The following is a 20,937-nucleotide window of genomic DNA, read 5'->3' as shown; positions in this document are numbered from 1 at the left end:
ACAATTTGAGATCTAGGTTACAAAAATCCAGTAGTGGAAATAAATCTCCAGTCAAAAACCTGATATAGCACATTGTTCCTTCGATAACTCTACACGCCGAACCCCTTGCAAATAAAAGCCTCAAGCAGGCTCAACCTATGTCAATAGAGGCCGAAAAACGCGCCACTAAACGATCAAAATCACACTCTACTTATAACGCAACAATCATCCAGTAAATGCGTTTTTTCTTCACTACAGAAGGCAAGCCGTAGATTCCAGAATACCTCTAACAAAATAAAAACAAGTAGGGGTTCATTATGATCACAACATTGATCAATCAAGATTTGATTAAGCTTTCGCTTAGCGCTGATTCAAAAGAAGAAGTATTCAAAGAGCTGATAGACGTGCTTTATGCACAAGGCAGAATTTCAGACAAAGCACAATTTCTTGCCGACATTAAAGCACGAGAAGAACAAGGTAATACCGGGTTTGAAGAAGGCATAGCCCTACCGCACGCGAAAAGTGCTGCGGTCATCAAACCTGCGGTTGTTATCGGTGTCCATCAACAGGGTATCGAGTACGGCGCGGATGACGGTCAGCCATCAAAACTGTTCTTTATGATTGCCTCTCCCGATGGTGGCGATAATCATCACATCGAAGTACTGGCAGAGCTTTCTTCAAAACTGATTGAAGAAGGCTTTATCGAAAGCTTCATGAATGCTCAATCTGAACAAGAAGCATTAGAACTACTGCTTACCAAACCTGAGCCTTCGGAAGCGGAAACCAACGTTGAGAAACAAGGCTTCATCATTGGTGTGACAGGCTGCCCAGCTGGCGTTGCACACACTTATTTGGCGGCCGAAGCACTAGAGAAAGGCGCGGCGGCTCTTGGCTACGACATCAAGGTCGAAACCAATGGCTCTATCGGCGTTAAAAACAGCCCAACTCAAGAAGAGATCGAACGTGCAGATGCGATTGTGGTGGCTTGTGACAAACAGGTCGACATGGCTCGCTTTGCCGGAAAACGCGTCATCAGCACCAACGTAAAAGCGCCAATCAAAGACGCACAAGGCTTGATTAAGCAAGCACTCAACGCACCAAGTTACCAAGCAGAGCAAGCTCCAACCAACCAATCCGTTGCAGAGAAAGCATCACAAGCGCGTTCAGACCTTTATCGTTACTTGATGAATGGCGTATCTCACATGATCCCATTCGTGGTCACAGGCGGCCTCTTGATTGCCCTAGCCTTAGCGATTGGCGGTGAGCCAAGCGAATCTGGCATGGCGATTCCTGCTGGCAGCATGTGGAACCAAATCCTAGAAGTGGGTGTGGTTGCCTTCACCCTGATGATCCCAATCTTGGCTGGCTACATTGCTTACGCGATTGCTGACCGCCCTGCTCTAACACCTGGCTTGATTGGCGGTTGGATTGCCAACAACGGCTCTTTCTACGGCGCTGACGCGGGTACAGGCTTCATTGGCGCAATCATCGCTGGTCTATTAGTGGGTTACTTCGTTAAATGGATTACCTCGTTTAACTACCACAAGTTCGTTCAGCCGCTTGTGCCTATCATGATCGCTCCGATCACTGGCTCGCTGTTCATCGCAGGTCTGTTCATCTTTGTTATCGGCGCACCTATCGCGGGGTTGATGGATGCCCTTACTGCCCTACTTACTAGCATGAGCACAGGCAACGTGGTTCTGCTTGGTATTGTCCTTGGTGGCATGGCTGGCTTTGATATGGGTGGCCCGTTCAACAAGGTGGCGTTCCTATTCTCGGTCGGCATGATTGCCAGCGGTCAAACTCAGTTCATGGGTGCAATGGCATGTGCAATTCCTGTCGCTCCACTGGGTATGGCTATCGCAACCAGACTTGGCCGTAAGTTCGACCTATTCGAATCTTCTGAAATCGAAGCAGGTAAGGCAGCAGGCGCAATGGGCTTGGTGGGTATCTCTGAAGGTGCGATTCCTTTCGCAGCTCAAGATCCGATGTCAGTTATCCCTGCCAACGTACTTGGCTCAATGACTGCTGCGGTAATGGCGTTTTCGTTTGGCATCACCAACAGCGTGGCTCATGGTGGCCCAGTTGTGGCTCTACTCGGCGCAATGAACTACCCAATGCTGGCGCTTCTGTGCATGGCATCAGGTGCGGGTGTGACTGCGGTTACTTGTATCGCGCTTAAAAATCTACGCAAAGCCAAGCTGACAGCAGCAGCGGCTTAAGCCATTTCAACTCCAATGGCTTGAGCCCCTCTACTGTCCTCTTTAGGAACGAATAGAGCTCAAGCCATGTTTCCCTTCATGGTGATTTCGATGTCTGATTTTTCTTTAGCGAACGACTCGTTCGTACAACGCTTTTTCTACCCTATGACCAACGTGATTCAAAACTACGCATGGGGGAGTCCTTCTTCGTTTAGCCAACTGTTTGGTATTGATAACCAGTCTGGTGAGCCACAAGCAGAGATCTGGATGGGCGCTCACCCGAATGGTTGCTCAATGGTGACTGATAACGGGCAGCAGACCACGTTGTCGAACCTTATTTCCAAGAACCTAAACCTGTTTCTAAGCGAGAAAGTCGCGAGTCGTTTTGGTGAGCTACCATATCTATTCAAGGTGTTAGCAGCAGAGAAAGCGCTATCGGTGCAAGTACACCCAAATAAACAACAAGCTGAATCTGGATATGCACTAGAAGAGCAGCAAGGCATTCCGATGACCGCTGGCAACCGCAACTACAAGGATCCCAACCACAAGCCAGAACTGGTGTATGCCCTAACCGACTACACCGCAATGAATGGTTTTAGATCAATCAGCGAGATCCTTGAGCACTTCCATTACCTTGATATTCCAGAGTTGCATTCGATGGTGAACGATCTCGCGGACGACCAAACTCCCAATGGATTAGCCAGCTTCTTTGCAAGCTTGCTGTCTCTGGAAGGCGAGCAAAAAGGCATGGCGTTAACCATGCTGCTGATGAAGGCTAAGCTTTCAGATAAACGTGTATTCCAATTGATTTCAGAGCTTGAAGCTCAATACCCAGGTGATGTCGGCTTGTTCGCTCCGCTGCTATTGAACGTGATTACCCTAAAACCGGGGCAAGCCATGTATCTGGATGCTGAAACCCCTCACGCTTACATCAAGGGCACAGGCTTAGAGATCATGGCGAACTCAGACAATGTGCTGCGTGCAGGGTTAACGCCTAAGTACATGGACGTGAATGAACTGGTTTCTTGTACTCGATTTAATGAAAAACCTGCGGATAGATTACTGCTCAGCCCGATTGAGCAAGGTGATGTGATGGAGTACGACATTCCGGTCGAGGATTTCAAGTTCTCTATCGTGCAGAATTCTCATCAGAGAAAAATCACCACCGAAGGTGCCGAGATCCTACTGCCGCTCGACGAATCTATGGTGCTCACTCACCAATGCGGTGAAACCTGCGTGATAGAGAAAGGCCAGTCGGTATTCATTCCTGCTTATGCTGAGAGTTACAAACTGGATTGCGCTGGACGCGTAGCGCGCGCTTACAGCTAGATCCATCACCACTAATCACACACTATCCATGCCCTGCTTTTGCGGGGCATTTTTGTTCCTACAAAAAGTTATTTCAACACCGAAAAACGCCATCAAATATGACCCATCTCACACTGGATGAATGATGCAAATCACACTTAATTTTGCTGGATACAAATGTACAGTGAAGGGCTTTTATTTGCTATTTCGCGAATCGGGTTAATCCATTAATTTTAATTCAAGAACTTCAAGAACTTCAAGAGTGAATGAGTTAATAAATGATCACACAGCTAACTAACGTCAACTTAATTAATAACAACCTTAAAGCGAATAATAAAAAAGAACTGTTTGAAGAATTGGCAAGCATGTTATTTGAGAACAACCGAATCAGCAGTAAAGAAGCCTTCTTGGCAGACATTGAAATTCGTGAATCTCAAAGCATCACCTCAATGGACGGCATCGCTTACCCACACTCAAAAAGCAAGGCTGTAACTGAGCCTGCCATTGCTGTCGGTGTTAAGCGTCAAGGTATCGAGTATGGCGATGAAGACGGCATCAATCCAACCGTATTTTTTATGATTGCCTCTCCGGATAACGGTGCTGACCATCATATTTATGTACTACAAGAACTATTTGGAAAATTCAGCGATGAATTTATTCAAGATATCCATAACGCAAAAGACGAACAACAGATCCTTAATATTTTAATTAATTCATAAGGCGTAGAAAATTATGAGCACCCTAACAACTCAAGCTACGAATACCAATAATAAAAACAGTAGTAGCGACTTTAAAAAAATCCTTAGTACCATGAAAGGCCACCTGCTTTTCGGAACCTCACACATGCTGCCTTTCATCGTAGCTGGTGGTGTTCTGCTGGCTTTAGCGGTCATGGCATCAGGCAAAGGTGCGGTTCCAGCCGACGGTTTGCTGGCAGACATCTCTAATATCGGTATCAAGGGCCTTGTTCTTTTCCCAATCATTCTTGGCGGCTTTATTGGTTACTCAATTGCAGACAAACCCGCACTAGCTCCTGCGATGATCTCTTCTGGCATCATGGCTGACATGGGCGGCGGCTTCCTTGGTTGTATCGTGGCAGGCTTTATCGCCGGTGGCGTGGTGTTCCAACTTAAGAAGATCCCGCTTTCTGCGAACATGACGGCGCTGGGTGCTTACTTCATCTACCCACTTCTAGGCACGTTAATCTCTGCAGGTATCGTTCTTTGGGGCATCGGTGAGCCAATCAAACTGTTCATGTCTTCTATGAACGAGTTCTTAGCTTCAATGGCTGGCGCATCTAAGATGGTTCTGGGCACAATCCTTGGCGGTATGACTGCGTTTGATATGGGCGGCCCTATCAACAAAGTAGCGACCCTATTTGCTCAAACTCAAGTAGACACACAACCGTGGCTAATGGGCGGCGTAGGCATCGCGATTTGTACACCACCTCTAGGCATGGCATTGGCAACGTTCCTATTCAAAAACAAGTTCTCTAAACAAGAGCAAGAAGCAGGTAAAGCTGCAGCAATCATGGGTTCTATCGGTATCTCTGAAGGCGCTATCCCGTTCGCAGCGAATGATCCAATGCGCGTACTTCCTTCAATCGTTGCCGGTGGTATCGTGGGTTGTGTGTTTGGCTTCATGACAGACGTTCTACTTCACGCACCTTGGGGCGGCCTAATCACTGCGCCAGTATCTAGTAACATTCCAATGTACGTAGTAGGTATTGCACTTGGCTCGCTAACCACAGCGGTTATCGTTGGCTTCTGGAAACCAGTCGCAGTAGAAACAGAAGATGACATGGTTGAAGCAGCGCCAGTTCAAGCTCAAACAGCACCTGTAGCAGGCGAAGGCGAGTACGACATCGTAGCAGTAACATGTTGCCCTTCAGGTGTTGCACACACCTTCATGGCAGCGAAAGCACTGGAAAAAGCAGGCTTAGCAGCAGGCCTTAAGATCAAGGTAGAAACTCAAGGTCAAAACGGTATTCAGAACCGCATCACCGACCTAGATGTAGCGAACGCGAAGCTAGTTATCTTAGCTCACGATATCCAAGTGAAAGACGCTCACCGCTTTGCAAACGCGAATGTGATTGAGTGTTCAACCAAAGAAGCGATGAAGAAAGCCGCGGACATGGTGGCTATTTAAACCTGAAACAAGTTAGAAGATAAAAATTACTACCCCCTAGTAACTAAAATCCCCATTCGTCTAGTCAATGAATGGGGATTTCTTTTTACAGAATAACTCGTAGGAGCAACAGAATCAGCTCTTAGGAACGAGCGTCTCTTCGGTTTCCAAATCAAATAAGTGACACTGTAGCGTATTGAAGTGGAGCACTGTCTCTTCACCGCTGTTTGCAATTCGATCTGCATCGAAAGGTACACGAGCCACCAGCTTGTCAGCACCGAGTTTGAAGTAGAGATACAGCTCATTACCCATGGATTCAACAACATCTAGCCTGTGCGTTTGAGTATTCACCTCCGACAATGGGGCATCGTGGTTGGCCAATTGGATATGCTCAGGGCGAACACCAAACCACAACCACTCACCGAGTTTCTCACGGGCGATAGCCTGCTTATCTTGTGGTAGCGTCCAACGTGTACCACTTTCCGATATCACGTTCATCACACCGTCAATCTCGTCCACTCTCACCTTAATAAGATTCATCGCTGGCGAACCAATAAAGCCTGCAACAAACTTATTGGCTGGGTACTGATAAAGATTCATTGGCGTATCGACTTGCATGATCTCACCTTGATTCAATACACAGATCCGGTCACCAAGAGTCATGGCTTCCACCTGATCGTGTGTCACGTAGATCATGGTGGCGTTCTGCCCTTCTTGCTTCAGGTTGTTGTGCAGCTGCGCAATGCTGACACGAGTCGACACACGTAGCTTTGCGTCTAAGTTAGACAACGGCTCGTCAAACAAAAAGACATCCGGCTTACGCACCATCGCACGACCTAAAGCCACACGCTGCCTTTGACCGCCCGACATTTCACCCGGCTTATTATTTAGCAGATGTTCAATATCGAGAGTCTTGGCTGCATCTTCAATTCGCTCATTGATTTCATGCTTTGGCAGCTTCTGTTGTTTAAGGCCAAAAGCCATGTTTTCGTACACCGACATGTGCGGGTAAAGCGCGTAGTTCTGAAACACCATCGAGATGCCACGATCTTTAGGTGGCAGCTCATTCACACGCTTATCGCCAATGTAGACATCGCCTTCTGAGATATCTTCAAGGCCTGCGATCATACGAAGTGTGGTGGATTTTGCGCAGCCAGACGGCCCAACAAACACCATGAATTCACCTTCGCGAATATTCAGATCGACACCGTGCACGGCCTTAAAACCATTTGGGTAAGTTTTCTCTACCCCTCTCAGTGTGACTTCAGCCATAACCTGTCCTTAAATCAATTCGTTAAATACTATCTTTGCAATCTGGTGTGACACGCTTTAGCCACGTTCTTGCAGTTGGTTGAGCTCAAAATGGGCGACTGATGCGATAACCAGATCCGCCACTGGCTCTAACTCGCTGTGTTGTGCAGTGCCCGTCAGAACACCGACATTGCTTGCACCTGCGTTGCGGCCAAACTCCATATCTGAAACCGTGTCACCAAACATGATCACTTCATGTGGTTCAATACCGCACTGCTCACAGAAGGCATTGAGCAGTGCTGGTGCTGGCTTAGGTTCGATATCACCATCGGAATAACCAACATAATCAAACATCTCGCTTAAACCCGACTGCTCTAGTGTGTAGATCGTTGAGTCTTTGGTGTCTGCGGTCGCGATGCCTAAAATCATGCCTTGCTGCTTAAACAGACCCAGCTTTTCAGCCACTCCCGGTAGGGCTTCAATCCAGCTTGGGTTCTCTTCCACTTCGTCATTGAAAGCGGCTTTGGTCAACTTGGTGAACTCAGCGAGTGAGACATTTGGTTGCAGCATGTTGAACCACGCTGTTGCGGTGTCTTCCACTGGGTTTGAGGCTAATAGTCCATAGTTATCAACCACATCACCTTCCACACCGATGGCCAAGAGTAACTCAGCAGGTGTGACAGTTTGATTACCTTGATGCTGGTCACTGTAAGATTTCACACGCTCACAAGCACCACGAGAAACGTTAAGCCACATTTTGTGGAACTCTAACAATGTGCCGTCTTTATCAAATAACATCGCCTTAAACTTCATCACGGCTCATTCGCTCCATTAGTTCTCCCCAAGTACGCACTAGGGGTTGGTTAAATTCTGGTTGTTTGCCGTCGAATACGGCGTTAATGCAGCCTTCAAACTCACGTTCGTCAGGTACGGGTTGAGGGCTGTTGATTAACGTTGAAGAAAGCTCTCCGCGACGAATATCCACTCGGCACCAACGGTAGCCTTCATCAATATGAATACTTTGCAGCTCATCATTCAGAGCGATTCGGTCAACAATCTCGCCATCCACCACGCACTCAGCGTAGTAAGGGTTTTCTGAATCAGTGACAGCGATACGATAAGTGAGAGCCTGCCCTTGAGAGTCGTTGCCCGGCATCAAATCACCTAAGTTGATATCAAACTTCAAGCCGCAACGGCGCTCTAGGTAAACTTGCCCATTACGCAAACCAGACAAGATACCTTCACCACTCAAACCATGGCTGTAAACGAATGTAGATGGGTCACCGTAGATAGAGGGCTCATCCGCTTTAGGATTGCGTTCATGCGGTTCAAGATGTGAATCACTGCCACCAATCGCGGTAATGCGCTGGCCACAATTCCACATTTCATTGAGAACCAATAACGCCTCTTCGGTTGCTTTTGGCGAGGTCGACCAAGTTGGGTCACAACACACTTCAAACGTCGACACTTGGTTGAGTTCGACTTGATCGTAATGCCAATGCCACGGCTTCATCATCGGGTGATTAATGCCAAGGGAACTGTGTCCGCCATTGTGTCCACTTTTAGCTAAGCTCAATCCAGCTTCCATCGTCGCTTGGCTGCTGTGTTCAACGTTTCTGAGATCCAAAGACTTAACCGGGCCATGCACATTGAAATGCCCGAGATCAGTCGTGACTTCTAACGCCGGTAAGAACAAACACTGTTTGGAAATAGGTAGCTTCGGCTGGCAGATGTTGTGCTCAGTGAAGAAGAAGAAATCGAGCCCTTGTGATTCAACGATGTCTTTGGCCGCAGCCAAAGTATTGTGGCCATCAGAAAGCTGAGTGTGAGCGTGTAAGTCGCCACGATACCAACGGGAATCAGAACTCAGCATGTGGCTGTAATCAAACTCGATATCGTGATCAGTTGTGACCGTTGGGTTCAGTTCTAGCTCACTCTCAATTCCGTCAGTACCTAGCTCATTAGAATGATTAACTAACTCATCAGAGTAAAGCACATCGACTTGATACTGCATCGCACGCTCGGTGCGAAACTCACCTTCAAGGTTGTAAAGTTCTAAGAACCACTCGCCCGATGGAATCGCACCATCAATCGCGCCTAGCCCAGAGTTTTGCGGTTGGATCGTGAGTGACTTGTGCGCCTTTTCAAACAACACCTTGCCACGAAACGCTTGGTTGGCATCGTATGCCGCTGCGTACAAGAATCCTTTTTGCACCGTCGTACCGGTAATCGTTACGCAGTGAGAACCTGCTGGCACATCAAAGGGGATACGTACTCTGCCAAACGGCAGCTCACCTTGAAATTGGGTCATTGTCTTCACCAAATTCGTCCTAATTGAAGGACTGGGTCAAAAAGAGGCCCACCCGAAAAGATGGGCCTTTAAGCATGCAAAGATAGTCTTAACCACTTTACCGATTAAGAACGATTCGCTCGGTCTAGCGCACGTTGTGCTTTCTTAGCCGCTTGTTTTAGCGCTTTGTCAGCAGGCACGTTTTGGATTTGAATTTGGTCTGCAGCCACCTTAAGCGCATCCATGATCTTACCGTTGGTAGGGTCTAGGAAATCTTTGGTCGCCGTGTTCGCTTGCTTTAGCGGGATCAGAGCTTGTGGGTTATCTTTAGTGAACGCTTGGTATTCTGGAACTTCAGAAACGCTGTTACGCACTGGGATGTAGCCCGTAAACATCGACCATGCCGCGGTGTTTTTCGCGTTGGTGTAGAACTCAACAAACTCGAATGCACCTTTTGCTGCCGCTTCGTCTGTGCCTTTTGGCATCACGTAAACCAACGCACCCGCTTGTGGCGCAGAAGGGTTTGAGCCCCAACCTGGTTGTGTGGTTGCCGAAAGCTTAGTGAAGTCCAAATCACCTTGGTCACCCGATGAACCGGTGTAGCCTAGTGCGTTGTCTTTCATCACGTCATCAATGGTTTTGTACCAGTATTCCCAGCCTTGACCGCCGTAGTGAATTCGCATGATTTGATCATCGTGGATCCACTTACGGAAACTGTCCCAAACCTCAACCCATTCAGCCGAGTCGATTAACACGGTTTTTCCGTCATCACTGATGATCTTCGCACCGTTAGAGAAAGCCGCGTCAATCATGTTGTCTTGGCCCCACATTGGCTCCCATCCGTAAAAAGTCACTTTGCCTTTCTCATCACGCTGCGTAACTTTCCCCGCGACCTTAGCCACGCCTTGCCATGTATTTAGGTCTTGCTCAGTAAAGCCGTTATCTGCCAATACTTGCTTGTTGTAGTAAAACACTTGAGTAGTGCCGTAAGCAGGTAAGCCGATGATGGTGCCATCGTCTGCGGTCACTTGGTCTTTAAACGCACCAATGAAATCAGAGAAGTTGAACTCTTCATCCATGAACGGCGTTAAGTCACGGCTCAAACCACGCCCGTGCATCGCTTCCGCACGACCTGAATCTAATAGCACAAGTTCAGGTGCCGTTTTCGACGCTAAACCAGCTTGCAGCTTCTGGTAGGTTTCCGTGTAATTACCTTGCAATGCAGGCTTCACCACATACTCATCTTGGCTCGCGTTGAACTCTTCGATGAGCTTAGTCATCATTTGCTGTGGCTTAGTACCACCGGAATACCAAAAGTTAACTTCGGTTGCGGCAAGAACACTGCTAGAGAACATAGACGCGCTTGCTGCGCCAGCACACACTAGTGCGAGAGTTTTTAGTTTCATTTCCGTTTACTCTTTTACGCCGTTATCGGCGATACCTGAAAGAATCGTCTTTTGACAAATGACGAATAGAATTAACAAAGGCAATACTGCAATGGTGCTCGCCGCCATGATTTGCGACCAGTTCAATCCATAGTTACCTTCGGCAATAAAGTAGTGACGAATACCAGTCGCGATCAGGTTTAAATCCTGAGTCGTAATCACCAGACTCGGCCACATGTAGCTGTTGTAATTGGTAATAAAAGTGATGAGGAACAGTGTTGCGACTGCTGCTCGGCATTGCGGTAAGATGATTGCCCATAAGATCTTGAGCTCACCTGCACCATCAATTCGTGCCGCTTCAATCAGCGACGGATGCACCTTGATAAACACTTGGCGTAAATAGAACACACCGAAAACCGACGCCGCGTTCGACGCGACTAAGCCCATGTGAGAATCCAACAAACCCAGCTTTGCCAAGGTGATATAAGACGGAATATAAGTCACTGCGCCTGGCAGCATGTAACAGCCCATCACGATGAAATAGAGCACTGTCTTCGAACGAAACTTCAGCTGAGTCAGCGCGTATGCAAACATCGCGGAATTCACAATCACCAATAGAGTCGTAAACAAAGCCACGCTAAAGCTGTTGAAGATGTACAAGCCAAACGGCGCACTGTGAAAAGTTTCGACAAAGGTTTCCCAACGGAAATGTTCTGGAATCAAGTCCAGCGGGTTAGCAAAGATCTCATCGTTGCTTTTCAGCGAGCCAGACAGCATCCATAAGAACGGAAACACCATGATGGTTCCACAGGTTGCCAAGAACAGGTGCTTAGCCAGTGCGAGGAACGAACGGCGATCCACTGAATTTGTCTTTGACGCAACCTCTGATTTCGTCGCTTTGGTTTGGGCTTTAACTTTGGTTGTAGCTGCCCTCTGATTTAATACTTGATTGGCATCCAATACTTGCGTGGTCATAATTCTGTCCTTTCAAAAATCGACTAGTAGTACACCCAGCGCTTGCCGATGTAGGTATTAATAAGTGCCAACAATCCAGTAATCAGGAATATCACTAACGATGTCGCGGCTGCAGGTCCCATTTCGTAACGTTCAAATGCTTGTTGGTAGAATAAGTACAACAAGGTACGAGTCTCACCACCCGGCCCGCCCTGCGTTAAGATCTGGAACTGATCGAACGCCTGCATTGCAGTGATAATATTGACCACCACTAAGAAGAATGTGGTTGGAGAAATCAGGGGCAGCGTTATCTTCAAAAAGCGCGTTAAGCTACTGCAACCATCGATCAAAGAAGCCTCATACAGTGACTCTGGAATCTTGTTGATCGCACTGATGTAAAACAACATCGTCCAACCAATCGCCTGCCACACCGTAACGATAATTACCGCAATCAAGGCTGTGTTTCCGTTCTCTAACCATGGAATCGCGCTAAACCCTGCAGACTCCAATAAGTGGTTTGCCAAGCCCGATTTGGTCTCAAATACCCAAGACCACACAATCGAAACTGCCACCGTTGGTGTAATCCAAGGTGAGAAGATCACCGCACGGTAAAACTGGCTACCCTTAAAGTTTTTGTGCAGCAACATGGCAAACACCAGACCAAGAATAATGGTGGGGATCACCACGCCGACTGAGAACCAAAACGTATTGAGCATCGCTTGGATGAACTCGTAGTCCTCAACCATATACTCGTAATTTTCTAAACCGATGAACGAATAATCTGGCGAGATGTAATCCCAATCGGTGAAGCTGATGTAAATCGAATAACCAAATGGTACGAGCCAAAAAGTAAACAGTGGCACCAACAACGGTGCGGTAAATAGCAGTACCTTTAAGCGGTTTTTCATTGGTTCTGAGAAAGCACTCATGGTGACCTCGTCCTTATTTGTATGCGGTTAAATTAAGGGGTTTGTGTGACAGGTTAGTAAGAGCGCCCTTCATTTTTTTTATGGCTACCCATTAGAAAATCTTTACTCCAGTTCACCGTCTTCCATTTGGTGATAGAGCCAATCGCAGAAGAAATTCACCTTGGCGCTGCGACTGTGTTTGGTAATCAGATAGTGGGCAGATTCGGCAGGCATCGAGGATTCGTTTGCCAACACAAGGTCTTCTTTCTTGAGCAATTCAGACACCGCGAGCGAGCGTACGAGCAACATTCCAATGCCATGTTTAACCGCTTCTAAGGCATGCAGAGAGTTACTCACTTCGAGCAGAACCTTAGGTAAGGTCATCTCGAATTGGTTATGCCCAAGCCATTGCAGCCAGTTCTCTCGGTAGCCTTTCACCTGAACCGTCGGCAGAGCAGCAAAGTCATGCTTGCTGAGTAATTCTTGATGATCGGATTTGAATTGAGGGCTACACACTAACTGCCAGTGTTCTTGAAACAGTCGCTCACAATGGGTGTCTTCGCTTTCGACTTTGCCGTTGGTCAGCTCGATATCGACATTCTGACAAGGGTTGGTTGATGGCCAATCCACCAGCTGAATATCGAGCCTGATAAAAGGGTATTTTTGATAAAAAGATGGCAGGCGAGGTAGCAGCCAGTTATGGCAAAAGGTGTGATTAACGCGCAGGCTCAAAACGTCGGTTTCTTTTTCCCCAAACAGGATTTGAGTCTGTAGTTTCAGATGAGCCAATGAGCCCGCAACAATCGGTTGATAATGTTGGGCAGCCGACGTCAACTTTACGCCTTTGGAGCTGCGTTCAAACAGTGTGGTATCGAGAAAGATTTCTAAACTTTTAAGCTGCTGACTCACCGCAGCTTGCGTAACACAAAGCTCTCGCGCAGCAGCGCCAATAGAACCGAGGCGGGCAACAGCTTCGAACGCAACAAGGGCACGTAGAGGGGGTAACATGGCTTCACCTGATTGAAATAAAAGTGAAAAATACTTCAGTCAGGTTTCAGTTTTTTGTGCTTACCGTTACAGATTAATGACGAAGGGACGTTGATCCGATATTTATGATCAACGTCCCTTTTCTCTATTTCTAATTGTTATGCGTGATGTCTTAGCTTCGCTATGTCTTAGAGCCGAGTTCGCATCAGACTTATCTATTGATCTTTGCAATAACGCAGCTCTAGTAGGTGCCGATATTCGCGAAGCAGCACCGCTTAAAGACGTTGAAGAGAGTAAACCCATCACATCTAAAGTAAGTGTGCCCGGCTCTACTTTTTAATATAATGAGTTTCTAGAAATCAAGGCTAAACGTATTTAAATAGCGCTCTAGCCTAACTGAATAAAAGTCTGATAATTCTTCGTCTTCTTCATCATGACAGTCGGTACAAGTGTCCTTAGGATCAAATTCTTCATGGGGAAGATGACACTCGACGCACTCCATCTCTTCGCTCTCTTTGTGCTTTAAATTATGCTGGCGCCCTTCGAGGTGACCAAAATCATCATGACACTCCACGCAGCTGTTATATTCAAACTCAAGATCGTCAGAAGGCTCTTCGTCTAGATGGCACTGACCCGCACATGTTTCATCCTTTAGGTGAATATTCGCAAGGTTATGCTCATCTGGATTAGGTAAATCTTCAGCGACCACCAGTGCGCATACTCCAGCAAGTAACACACTAATTAAATATCTAGTCGTACTCATAAAACTGGCTCCTTCTTACCGATGCGACTTAAGCTCTTTCTCACGCAGAATAGCTTCATGGCAGGTTGCACATAACCCAATACGGAACTTCTTACTGATACCGATAATCGGGTCTGAATCGCGATGTAAATTATGACAATTGGAACATGTCAATTTGGTGGCATGTACATCGTGAGTCCACTCACTGACCCTCAAGCTTTCAGGAGAATGACAAGCGATACACTTTTGGTTTTGCTCGAAAATTGGCAAGTCGATATGATCATCGAATGGAATCACACTTACCACATCAGAATCTTTGGGATGAGAACCTTTTCTGCCATGACAAGCCGTGCAGTTGTTGTAAAACTCAGTACTGGCATGTGCGCCTACAGAAGCGATGGCATTAATATTTTTAAGCAGACGCTTTTTTTGATGGCACCGTATACAACGCTTATTTTCCTTTATTAAAGTCTGCATTTCCGCTTCATTGGTAATTTGGCTAGAAAACGGTTTTACATTATGCACAGCGGGATTCTGAACTGTTGACTCAGAACAGAGTGGTAGCGGCATAAAGAATATGCTCAACGTGGTCAACACAAATAAATAAGAAACATATTGAGTAACTGTTTTGACCATAATAGTACTCTTCTGTTAAGAAATGATTTGAGCCGATTATTTCGACACAAATCATTTCAGTTAGTTACGAGTGTTATAATTATTTAAACTCAAGGTTTAACACACCGCGATGGTATATGTGATTAATTTGAGAGTTATCAAAAACCGCAACACCAAATGGATATAATTGGCTCAAATCGTCAAATTGCACATCTTGCGTTTCTGCATTTTCACCCGTAGTTACAAGCTTACGCTTCATTTCCAGAGTCCAAACACCCTCTTTCCAAATAGCACCGACTTCGATATCACCACGGGAACCGGTAAATGGCTTACCCGTTAACCCTGGAATTCGGTCTAACTTATTGTAGTCAGTTGTAAACGGCTTCTTCTCTGAGTCTAAAATAAGTAATGTTTCATTGGTTAAGTTATCTGATACATAGGCTGGCTGACCGTCTTTTACGTTATTAACGTAGCCACCCCCCGTTTTGCTGTCTCCTTTACGTCCCCAACCTTTGTTTTGTTTTGGATCGGTATTACTATCAACATATTGGTCATCGAGCTGATTATGAACCGCGGTTCTCACACCTTTCCAGTGCCACATATCAATAAACTCGTCTTCCTGCTTGGTGTATTTACGTGCTGGGTTCTTATCATCACGCCCTGCATTTTTACCCTTTTTAGCTCTGTGACATGCAGCATTACACCCTTTCTCAGAAAAGCCTTCAGCATTGATGTCCCAATAAACCGCAAATTTATCTTCGTAGTAAGTATTGTCGTGCCCAGTATCATCTTTATTTTTCAACTGCTTCCATGACCCATCCTCTTGTTTAACCCAAGGAAAGCGGTCAATACTTTTGGTCGGGTCGGCATAAGTAAACAAGAAGTAAATGTATTCATTGTCATACATCGACTTCATTTCCACACTGGTTTTTTTAATGCCTTCATAGCCATTATTTGGTTTATACGGTAATTTGTTCACCTTCTGTGTCAGTGGTTTAGCTTGCTCCCAAACGGCATCAACGTTGCCATCGATAACTATATTTGAGGCAAGCTTACTGCTCTCTAGTATCTTATCTTTTGCGTGAACAGCACTGGCTGGAATGATCGTAAGTACAACCACGGCTAATAGCGTCATCATTGAGTACTTCATTATTACCCTCCTAAATCCTATTGCTCTATTTATATAATTAAGCGTAGGAATGAATGAGTTTATTTCAATTGATCGACATCAACTTAAATACAAATAGACAAAATATAAAAATAGATATTTAGAACTCAATAAATAGATAATCACTTTTTTAAAAAAATCTCAAATATTATAAATATCAATAGCATTATGATAGCTATACTTAACTAATTCACAAATAATAATGGTTAGTATCAATTTCGAGCTTCAACGTTCATTTATAGGCAGCTAAAACTCCCTATAAGTAGCATTATCTAAAATAGAGATATAATAAAGGGACGTTAATCATATATTTATGTTCAACGTCCCTTTTCTTCTGTTTTTGACCTTTATGCGCTATTTCCTAGCTCTATCATATTTTAGTCCTGATATGTCTGAACTCGCATTTGGCCCACCTATTCCTTGATGTAAAGATCCTTAGAATAGATACGTCCTTCTACATTGTTTTTCGCAAAGCCACCAACACTCGGTCGCACTAGGCGAGCTTGCATATAGTAATAGATGGGTGCGATAGGCATGTCTTCAGCCAGTAACTGCTCCGCTTGATCATAGAAGCCTTGGCGATCTTGCTCGTTGGTTGCTGACAGTGCGCTGTCCATTGCAGCGTCGTACTTGTCATTGTTGTAACGCGCAAAGTTACCTGAAGACTCAGAGCGCAATAAGCTCAAGAAAGTCGATGCTTCATTGTAGTCACCACACCAAGAAGCGCGCATCACATCAAAATCACCTTGGCGACGTGACACCAAGTAAGACTTCCACTCTTGGTTTTCAAGCTCGACTTGAGCACCCAAATTACCTTTCAGCATTGATGCAATCGCCACTGCAATCGACTTGTTCGACTCACTGGTGTTGTACAGTAATTTGAAATCCAACGGATTAGACGCATCGTAGCCCGCTTCTTTGAGTAGCTCTTTAGCTTTTTGGTCGCGCTCCTTTTGAGTCCAAGTACTGTATTCAGGCTGAGTCGCATCAAACCCTGCTGTATATTCATGAGCAAAGGTATAAGCCGGCAGGTTACCCACCTGAGTGACGCCATTGGTGATAACATCACGCATCATAGAATACGACACGGCTTTACGTACTCGCGCATCATCGAATGGAGGACGTGTAGTATTGAACGCGTAGTAGTAGGTACACAGCAAAGGTACCGCAGTAAATGCATCTTGGTATTTGGTTTTGAGCTGCTGCGCCATGTGTGTTGGTACGTCAGAAGTGATATCAACTTCGCCCACCGCATAACGGTTAATCGAGGCATTCTGATTCTCAAACGGAATATAAGTCACTTCGGTTAAGTGCGTATCTGAACTGTCCCAGTATTTCGGGTTCTTCTTCAGTTCAATGCGTTCGTTAACCACCCATTCATCCAAAACAAACGCGCCATTACCGACAAACTGCTTAGGGTCACTCCACGGCTTGTCGCTGTTTTCTAGCGTTGCCTTATGAACGGGCATCATGGATGTGTGGCCCGTCATCGCCACAAAGTAAGGCACTTTACTATCGAGTTCGAACTTCACCGTGTGTTTATCGACTGCAGAGATACCTAACTCTTCAACGGGCTTCTTACCTTCTGCCACGTCAGCGATGTTGTTGATTTTGGTGAGCTTGAGATACCACACGTTTGGCGATGCGGTTTTAGGGTCGACCGCACGTCTTATCGCATACACAAAATCATCGGCTGTCACCGGATCGCCATTCGACCATTGAGCGTCTTTACGTAGGTGGAATACAAACGTCTTGTTGTCTTCGGTTTCCCAAGATTCCGCAACTCCTGGGGTGATATTGCCATCGCGATCTTGGATCACTAATCCTTCAAACAGATCGCGTAGTATGTGCATTTCCGGCAAGCCTTCTGCTTTTGCAGGGTCAAGCGTCGCAGCTTCTGCATCGTTAGCACGAACTAAGTGTTGTTCTTTCGCCAGAGAAGTTCCCGCTGGCAATGTATCAGCAACGGCAGTCACTGAGATAAAAGGGGTCAATAGAGATGAAATGAGTAACGCCGTTGAGTGTTTCTTAAAATCCATATGTTTTTGCTCTCCTAGCCTATCTTTGAAGCAAGTAATAAAATTAACAATGCGACTGTTGACGAGTTTTAATGCTTTCGTTTATCTAAGTAGTTTTTGTAATCGTTAATACTTGATAGTACTTGATCAATCAGGAGATAAAGGTGAGTTTAATTCCAAGAACGGAAAGAGCTGCATTTTCAATAAAGCCGCTGCCATATGGAAAGTCGGTATTGGGCGCACCCTTGCTCTATTTCCCCGCGCAAGTAGAAAGCGAATCTCGCGGGCTAATCATAGCAGGCACACACGGCGATGAAACCGCGTCTATCGCGGGTTTATCTTGCGCGCTAAGAAGCTTACCTGCTGCCAACTTGCTACACGATGTGATTTTGTCGATGAACCCAGATGGCAATCAATTGGGTACTCGTGCCAACGCAAACCAAGTCGATTTGAACCGCGCCTTTCCAACTCAAAACTGGACAGAAAATGGCACCGTCTATCGCTGGAGCTCTCACACCCCAGTCAGAGATGTAAAAGTTAAAACGGGACAAGCCGATCAGCTTGAACCGGAAGTGCAGTCGCTCATTAACCTCATTGAGCAGCGCCAACCCAAGTTCGTCATCTCTTTCCACGAACCACTCGCCATGGTCGATGACCCAACTCAATCAGAACTCGCCATTTGGCTAGGCAAACAGTTCAACCTACCACTCGTCGAAGACGTCGATTACGAAACCCCAGGCTCATTCGGCACATGGTGCCAAGAAAGAAACCTACCGTGTATTACCGTAGAACTACCGCCAGTTTCTTCAGATTTGACTATCGAACAGTATTTGGATGCGTTTGTGGCGGTGTTGGGGTGTGAGGAAGGGTAGCCCTGCTCATTGTTGGACAAAAGTGTCTCAGGACTTACTCTAAATTAGCAATTCGTGGATAACTAAAGGTATGAAAAAGTGAGTATTGGAGAGCGAGCGAGATGCGTAAAATCGCACTAATAAAAGGTTGGTTTAGATGCCGACTAAATGCGGTTCCGCTCAAACCACTATTATTGAGTAAAAAGCCTTTAGCGGGGAAGCTAGTAGAAATTCACCCTTCGAATTGACTTTGTAGTGTAAAAACGGCTCCCTATCGGGAGCCTGTCATATGTCTAAATCTCGGTGCAGATTAAGTGCAGTTAAGTTCAATCAACTATTGACGTTGCATGAAGGTTGTATTTAATTACATCGAATGTAATCAGATTCCAAACATATTTTAGCTCTTTTTTTCGCCTCATTGACATCGATTAATGTCATTCTTTTAGTCATTATATCGAAGTCGTTTTGCATCCCTTCCTTGCCATTATATTGAGCTAATTTTAACCACATGTAAGATGTTTTATCGTTTTTAGCCACACCTTTACCTTCTGCGTACATTGATCCAAGATTGTATTGAGCTGTCGCAAGTCCTTGCTGAGCTGCCTTTGTGTACAAAGACACCGCTTTTTTTTCATCTCGAGAAACACCGGTGCCCTTTGCGTACATAACACCTAGATTGTTTTGAGCATCTACATCACCCTGCTCCATGGCCTTTCGATACCAAGACACCGCCCCTTTATCATCTTGAGAAACACCTCGACCTTCTGCGTACATAACACCTAGATTGTTTTGAGCTGACGCAAGTCCTTGCTTAGCGGCCTTTCCGTACCAAGACACCGCCTCTTTGTCATCTTGAGAAACACCGATGCCTTTGTCGTACATCCATCCTAAATTGTTTTGAGCTCTCGCATGCCCCTGCTCAGCGGCCTTTCTATACCAATACACCGCTTCTTTATCGTCGTGAGTAACACCCGCACCTTGTTCGTAAGACATTCCAAGGTTATGTTGAGCATCTCCAACACCCTGCTCAGCTGCCTTTTTATACCAAAACACCGCTTCTTTATCATCTCGGGAAACACCTCGGCCTTCTCCGTACATAACGCCTAGATTGTTTTGAGCTACCGCATGTCCTTGCTCGACGGCCTTCCTATACCAAGACACAGCTTCTTTATAGTCCTGAGAAACACCTCGGCCTTCTTCGTACATAACGCCTAGATTGTTTTGAGCTAGCGCAAGTCCTAGTTCAATGGCTTTTCTATACCAAGACACCGCTTCTTTATCATCTTGAGAGGCACCTCTGCCCTCTGCGTACATAACACCTAGATTATTTTGAGCTAGCGTATGTCCTTGCTCAGCGGCCTTTCTAAACCACAACACCGCTTCTTCATAATCTTGAATTACACCCACACCTCGCTCGTAAGATACTCCAAGATTATATTGAGCATCCATAGCACCCTGCTCAATAGCTTTTCTATACCAAGACACCGCTTCTTTATCATCTTGGGAAACACCTCTGCCTTCGTCGTACATCCACCCTAAGTTAGTTTGAGCCTCTGCGTACATAACACCTAGATTATTTTGAGCTAGCGTATGTCCTTGCTCAGCGGCCTTTCTAAACCACAACACCGCTTCTTCATAATCTTGAATTACACCCACACCTCGCTCGTAAGATACTCCAAGATTATATTGAGCATCCATAGCACCCTGCTCAATAGCTTTTCTATACCAAGACACCGCTTCTTCATAATTTTGAGAAACACCTCGGCCTTCTGCGTACATGGTGCCTAGATTGTTTTGAGCTAGCGCGTGTCCTCGCTCTGCGGCCTTTCGATACCAAGACACCGCCTCTTTGTCATCTTGAGAGACACCTCGGCCTTCTCTGTACATAACGCCTAAATTGTTTTCAGCATCAACAGAACCCTGCTGAATGGCTTTTCTGAACCATGACACCGCTTCTTTGTCATCTTGAGAGACACCTCTGCCTTCTGCGTACATAACACCTAGATTGTTTTGAGCTAGCACATGCCCTTGCTCGGCGGCCTTTCTATACAAAGACACCGCCTCTTTATCATCTTGAGAAACACCTTGGCCTTTTTCGTACATCCATCCTAAATTGGTTTGAGCTCTCGCATAACCCTGCTCAGCGGCCTTTC

Annotated in this window: 18 protein-coding genes; 6 read left to right on the top strand and 12 right to left on the bottom strand. The window is 46.0% G+C overall.

The window, feature by feature from the left end; genetic code table 11:
* Window positions 1–296: 296 nt before the first annotated feature.
* The 4 genes from CWO08_RS19165 (at window position 297) to CWO08_RS19150 (ending at window position 5,636) form a co-directional block, all read left to right on the top strand.
* Window positions 297–2,201, top strand: coding sequence for a fructose-specific PTS transporter subunit EIIC (locus CWO08_RS19165; protein WP_108020928.1), 1,905 nt, complete (start codon window positions 297–299; stop codon window positions 2,199–2,201).
* Between the two features lie 90 nt (window positions 2,202–2,291).
* Complete coding sequence (manA, locus tag CWO08_RS19160; RefSeq protein ID WP_102432028.1) at window positions 2,292–3,509, top strand: mannose-6-phosphate isomerase, class I; 1,218 nt, start codon at window positions 2,292–2,294, stop codon at window positions 3,507–3,509.
* Window positions 3,510–3,766: 257 nt separating this feature from the next.
* Window positions 3,767–4,207, top strand: coding sequence for a PTS sugar transporter subunit IIA (locus CWO08_RS19155; RefSeq protein ID WP_017069783.1), 441 nt, complete (start codon window positions 3,767–3,769; stop codon window positions 4,205–4,207).
* 13 nt (window positions 4,208–4,220) lie between these two features.
* Window positions 4,221–5,636, top strand: coding sequence for a fructose-specific PTS transporter subunit EIIC (locus CWO08_RS19150; protein ID WP_055319106.1), 1,416 nt, complete (start codon window positions 4,221–4,223; stop codon window positions 5,634–5,636).
* 114 nt (window positions 5,637–5,750) lie between these two features.
* On the opposite strand, the gene CWO08_RS19145 is transcribed toward CWO08_RS19150, so the two are convergent.
* From CWO08_RS19145 to CWO08_RS19115, 7 genes are all read right to left on the bottom strand, one after another.
* Window positions 5,751–6,887 (bottom strand): ABC transporter ATP-binding protein, encoded by a 1,137-nt coding sequence (locus tag CWO08_RS19145; protein ID WP_102431989.1) that lies wholly within the window; start codon window positions 6,885–6,887, stop codon window positions 5,751–5,753.
* Window positions 6,888–6,944: 57 nt separating this feature from the next.
* Window positions 6,945–7,679, bottom strand: a complete 735-nt coding sequence (locus CWO08_RS19140; protein WP_102480811.1) for an HAD family hydrolase — start codon at window positions 7,677–7,679, stop codon at window positions 6,945–6,947.
* Window positions 7,669–9,177 (bottom strand): CehA/McbA family metallohydrolase, encoded by a 1,509-nt coding sequence (locus tag CWO08_RS19135; protein ID WP_102480812.1) that lies wholly within the window; start codon window positions 9,175–9,177, stop codon window positions 7,669–7,671. Before CWO08_RS19135 ends, CWO08_RS19140 begins: the two co-directional genes overlap by 11 nt.
* A 104-nt stretch (window positions 9,178–9,281) precedes the next feature.
* Window positions 9,282–10,562: an extracellular solute-binding protein gene (locus CWO08_RS19130; protein WP_102480813.1), complete on the bottom strand. Its 1,281-nt coding sequence runs from the start codon at window positions 10,560–10,562 to the stop codon at window positions 9,282–9,284.
* 6 nt (window positions 10,563–10,568) lie between these two features.
* Window positions 10,569–11,516: a carbohydrate ABC transporter permease gene (locus tag CWO08_RS19125; protein WP_102431985.1), complete on the bottom strand. Its 948-nt coding sequence runs from the start codon at window positions 11,514–11,516 to the stop codon at window positions 10,569–10,571.
* A 23-nt stretch (window positions 11,517–11,539) separates the two neighbouring features.
* Window positions 11,540–12,424, bottom strand: a complete 885-nt coding sequence (locus CWO08_RS19120) for a carbohydrate ABC transporter permease (protein ID WP_108020927.1) — start codon at window positions 12,422–12,424, stop codon at window positions 11,540–11,542.
* Between the two features lie 102 nt (window positions 12,425–12,526).
* Window positions 12,527–13,411, bottom strand: a complete 885-nt coding sequence (locus CWO08_RS19115) for a LysR substrate-binding domain-containing protein (RefSeq protein WP_102431983.1) — start codon at window positions 13,409–13,411, stop codon at window positions 12,527–12,529.
* A 139-nt stretch (window positions 13,412–13,550) separates the two neighbouring features.
* On the opposite strand from CWO08_RS19115, the gene CWO08_RS19110 reads away from it, so the two are divergent.
* Window positions 13,551–13,730 (top strand): hypothetical protein, encoded by a 180-nt coding sequence (locus CWO08_RS19110; protein WP_102480815.1) that lies wholly within the window; start codon window positions 13,551–13,553, stop codon window positions 13,728–13,730.
* Window positions 13,731–13,742: 12 nt separating this feature from the next.
* Here the strand turns inward: CWO08_RS19110 and CWO08_RS19105 are convergent, their stop codons facing one another.
* The 4 genes from CWO08_RS19105 to CWO08_RS19090 all read right to left on the bottom strand — a co-directional run bounded on the left by CWO08_RS19105 (window position 13,743) and on the right by CWO08_RS19090 (window position 17,954).
* Window positions 13,743–14,153, bottom strand: coding sequence for a cytochrome c3 family protein (locus CWO08_RS19105; RefSeq protein ID WP_102431981.1), 411 nt, complete (start codon window positions 14,151–14,153; stop codon window positions 13,743–13,745).
* A 15-nt stretch (window positions 14,154–14,168) separates the two neighbouring features.
* Window positions 14,169–14,609: a cytochrome C gene (locus CWO08_RS19100; protein ID WP_258185393.1), complete on the bottom strand. Its 441-nt coding sequence runs from the start codon at window positions 14,607–14,609 to the stop codon at window positions 14,169–14,171.
* 238 nt (window positions 14,610–14,847) lie between these two features.
* Window positions 14,848–15,897, bottom strand: a complete 1,050-nt coding sequence (locus CWO08_RS19095; RefSeq protein ID WP_102431979.1) for an ethylbenzene dehydrogenase-related protein — start codon at window positions 15,895–15,897, stop codon at window positions 14,848–14,850.
* Between the two features lie 431 nt (window positions 15,898–16,328).
* On the bottom strand, window positions 16,329–17,954 hold the full coding sequence (locus CWO08_RS19090) for an ABC transporter substrate-binding protein (protein ID WP_107899383.1): 1,626 nt from the start codon (window positions 17,952–17,954) through the stop codon (window positions 16,329–16,331).
* A gap of 143 nt (window positions 17,955–18,097) precedes the next feature.
* Between CWO08_RS19090 and mpaA the strand changes: the two genes are divergently transcribed.
* Window positions 18,098–18,805 (top strand): murein tripeptide amidase MpaA, encoded by a 708-nt coding sequence (gene mpaA / locus CWO08_RS19085; protein ID WP_108020926.1) that lies wholly within the window; start codon window positions 18,098–18,100, stop codon window positions 18,803–18,805.
* Window positions 18,806–19,144: 339 nt separating this feature from the next.
* Here the strand turns inward: mpaA and CWO08_RS24395 are convergent.
* Window positions 19,145–20,937: tetratricopeptide repeat protein (locus tag CWO08_RS24395; protein ID WP_146161770.1), on the bottom strand; the 1,793-nt coding region annotated here is incomplete at its 5' end.

The sequence above is a fragment of the Vibrio sp. 10N.286.48.B8 genome, from assembly GCF_003050085.1.
Classification (GTDB): domain Bacteria; phylum Pseudomonadota; class Gammaproteobacteria; order Enterobacterales; family Vibrionaceae; genus Vibrio; species Vibrio crassostreae.
Note: the sequence above shows the minus strand (reverse complement) of the source record. Positions and strands in the feature narration are given on the sequence as shown.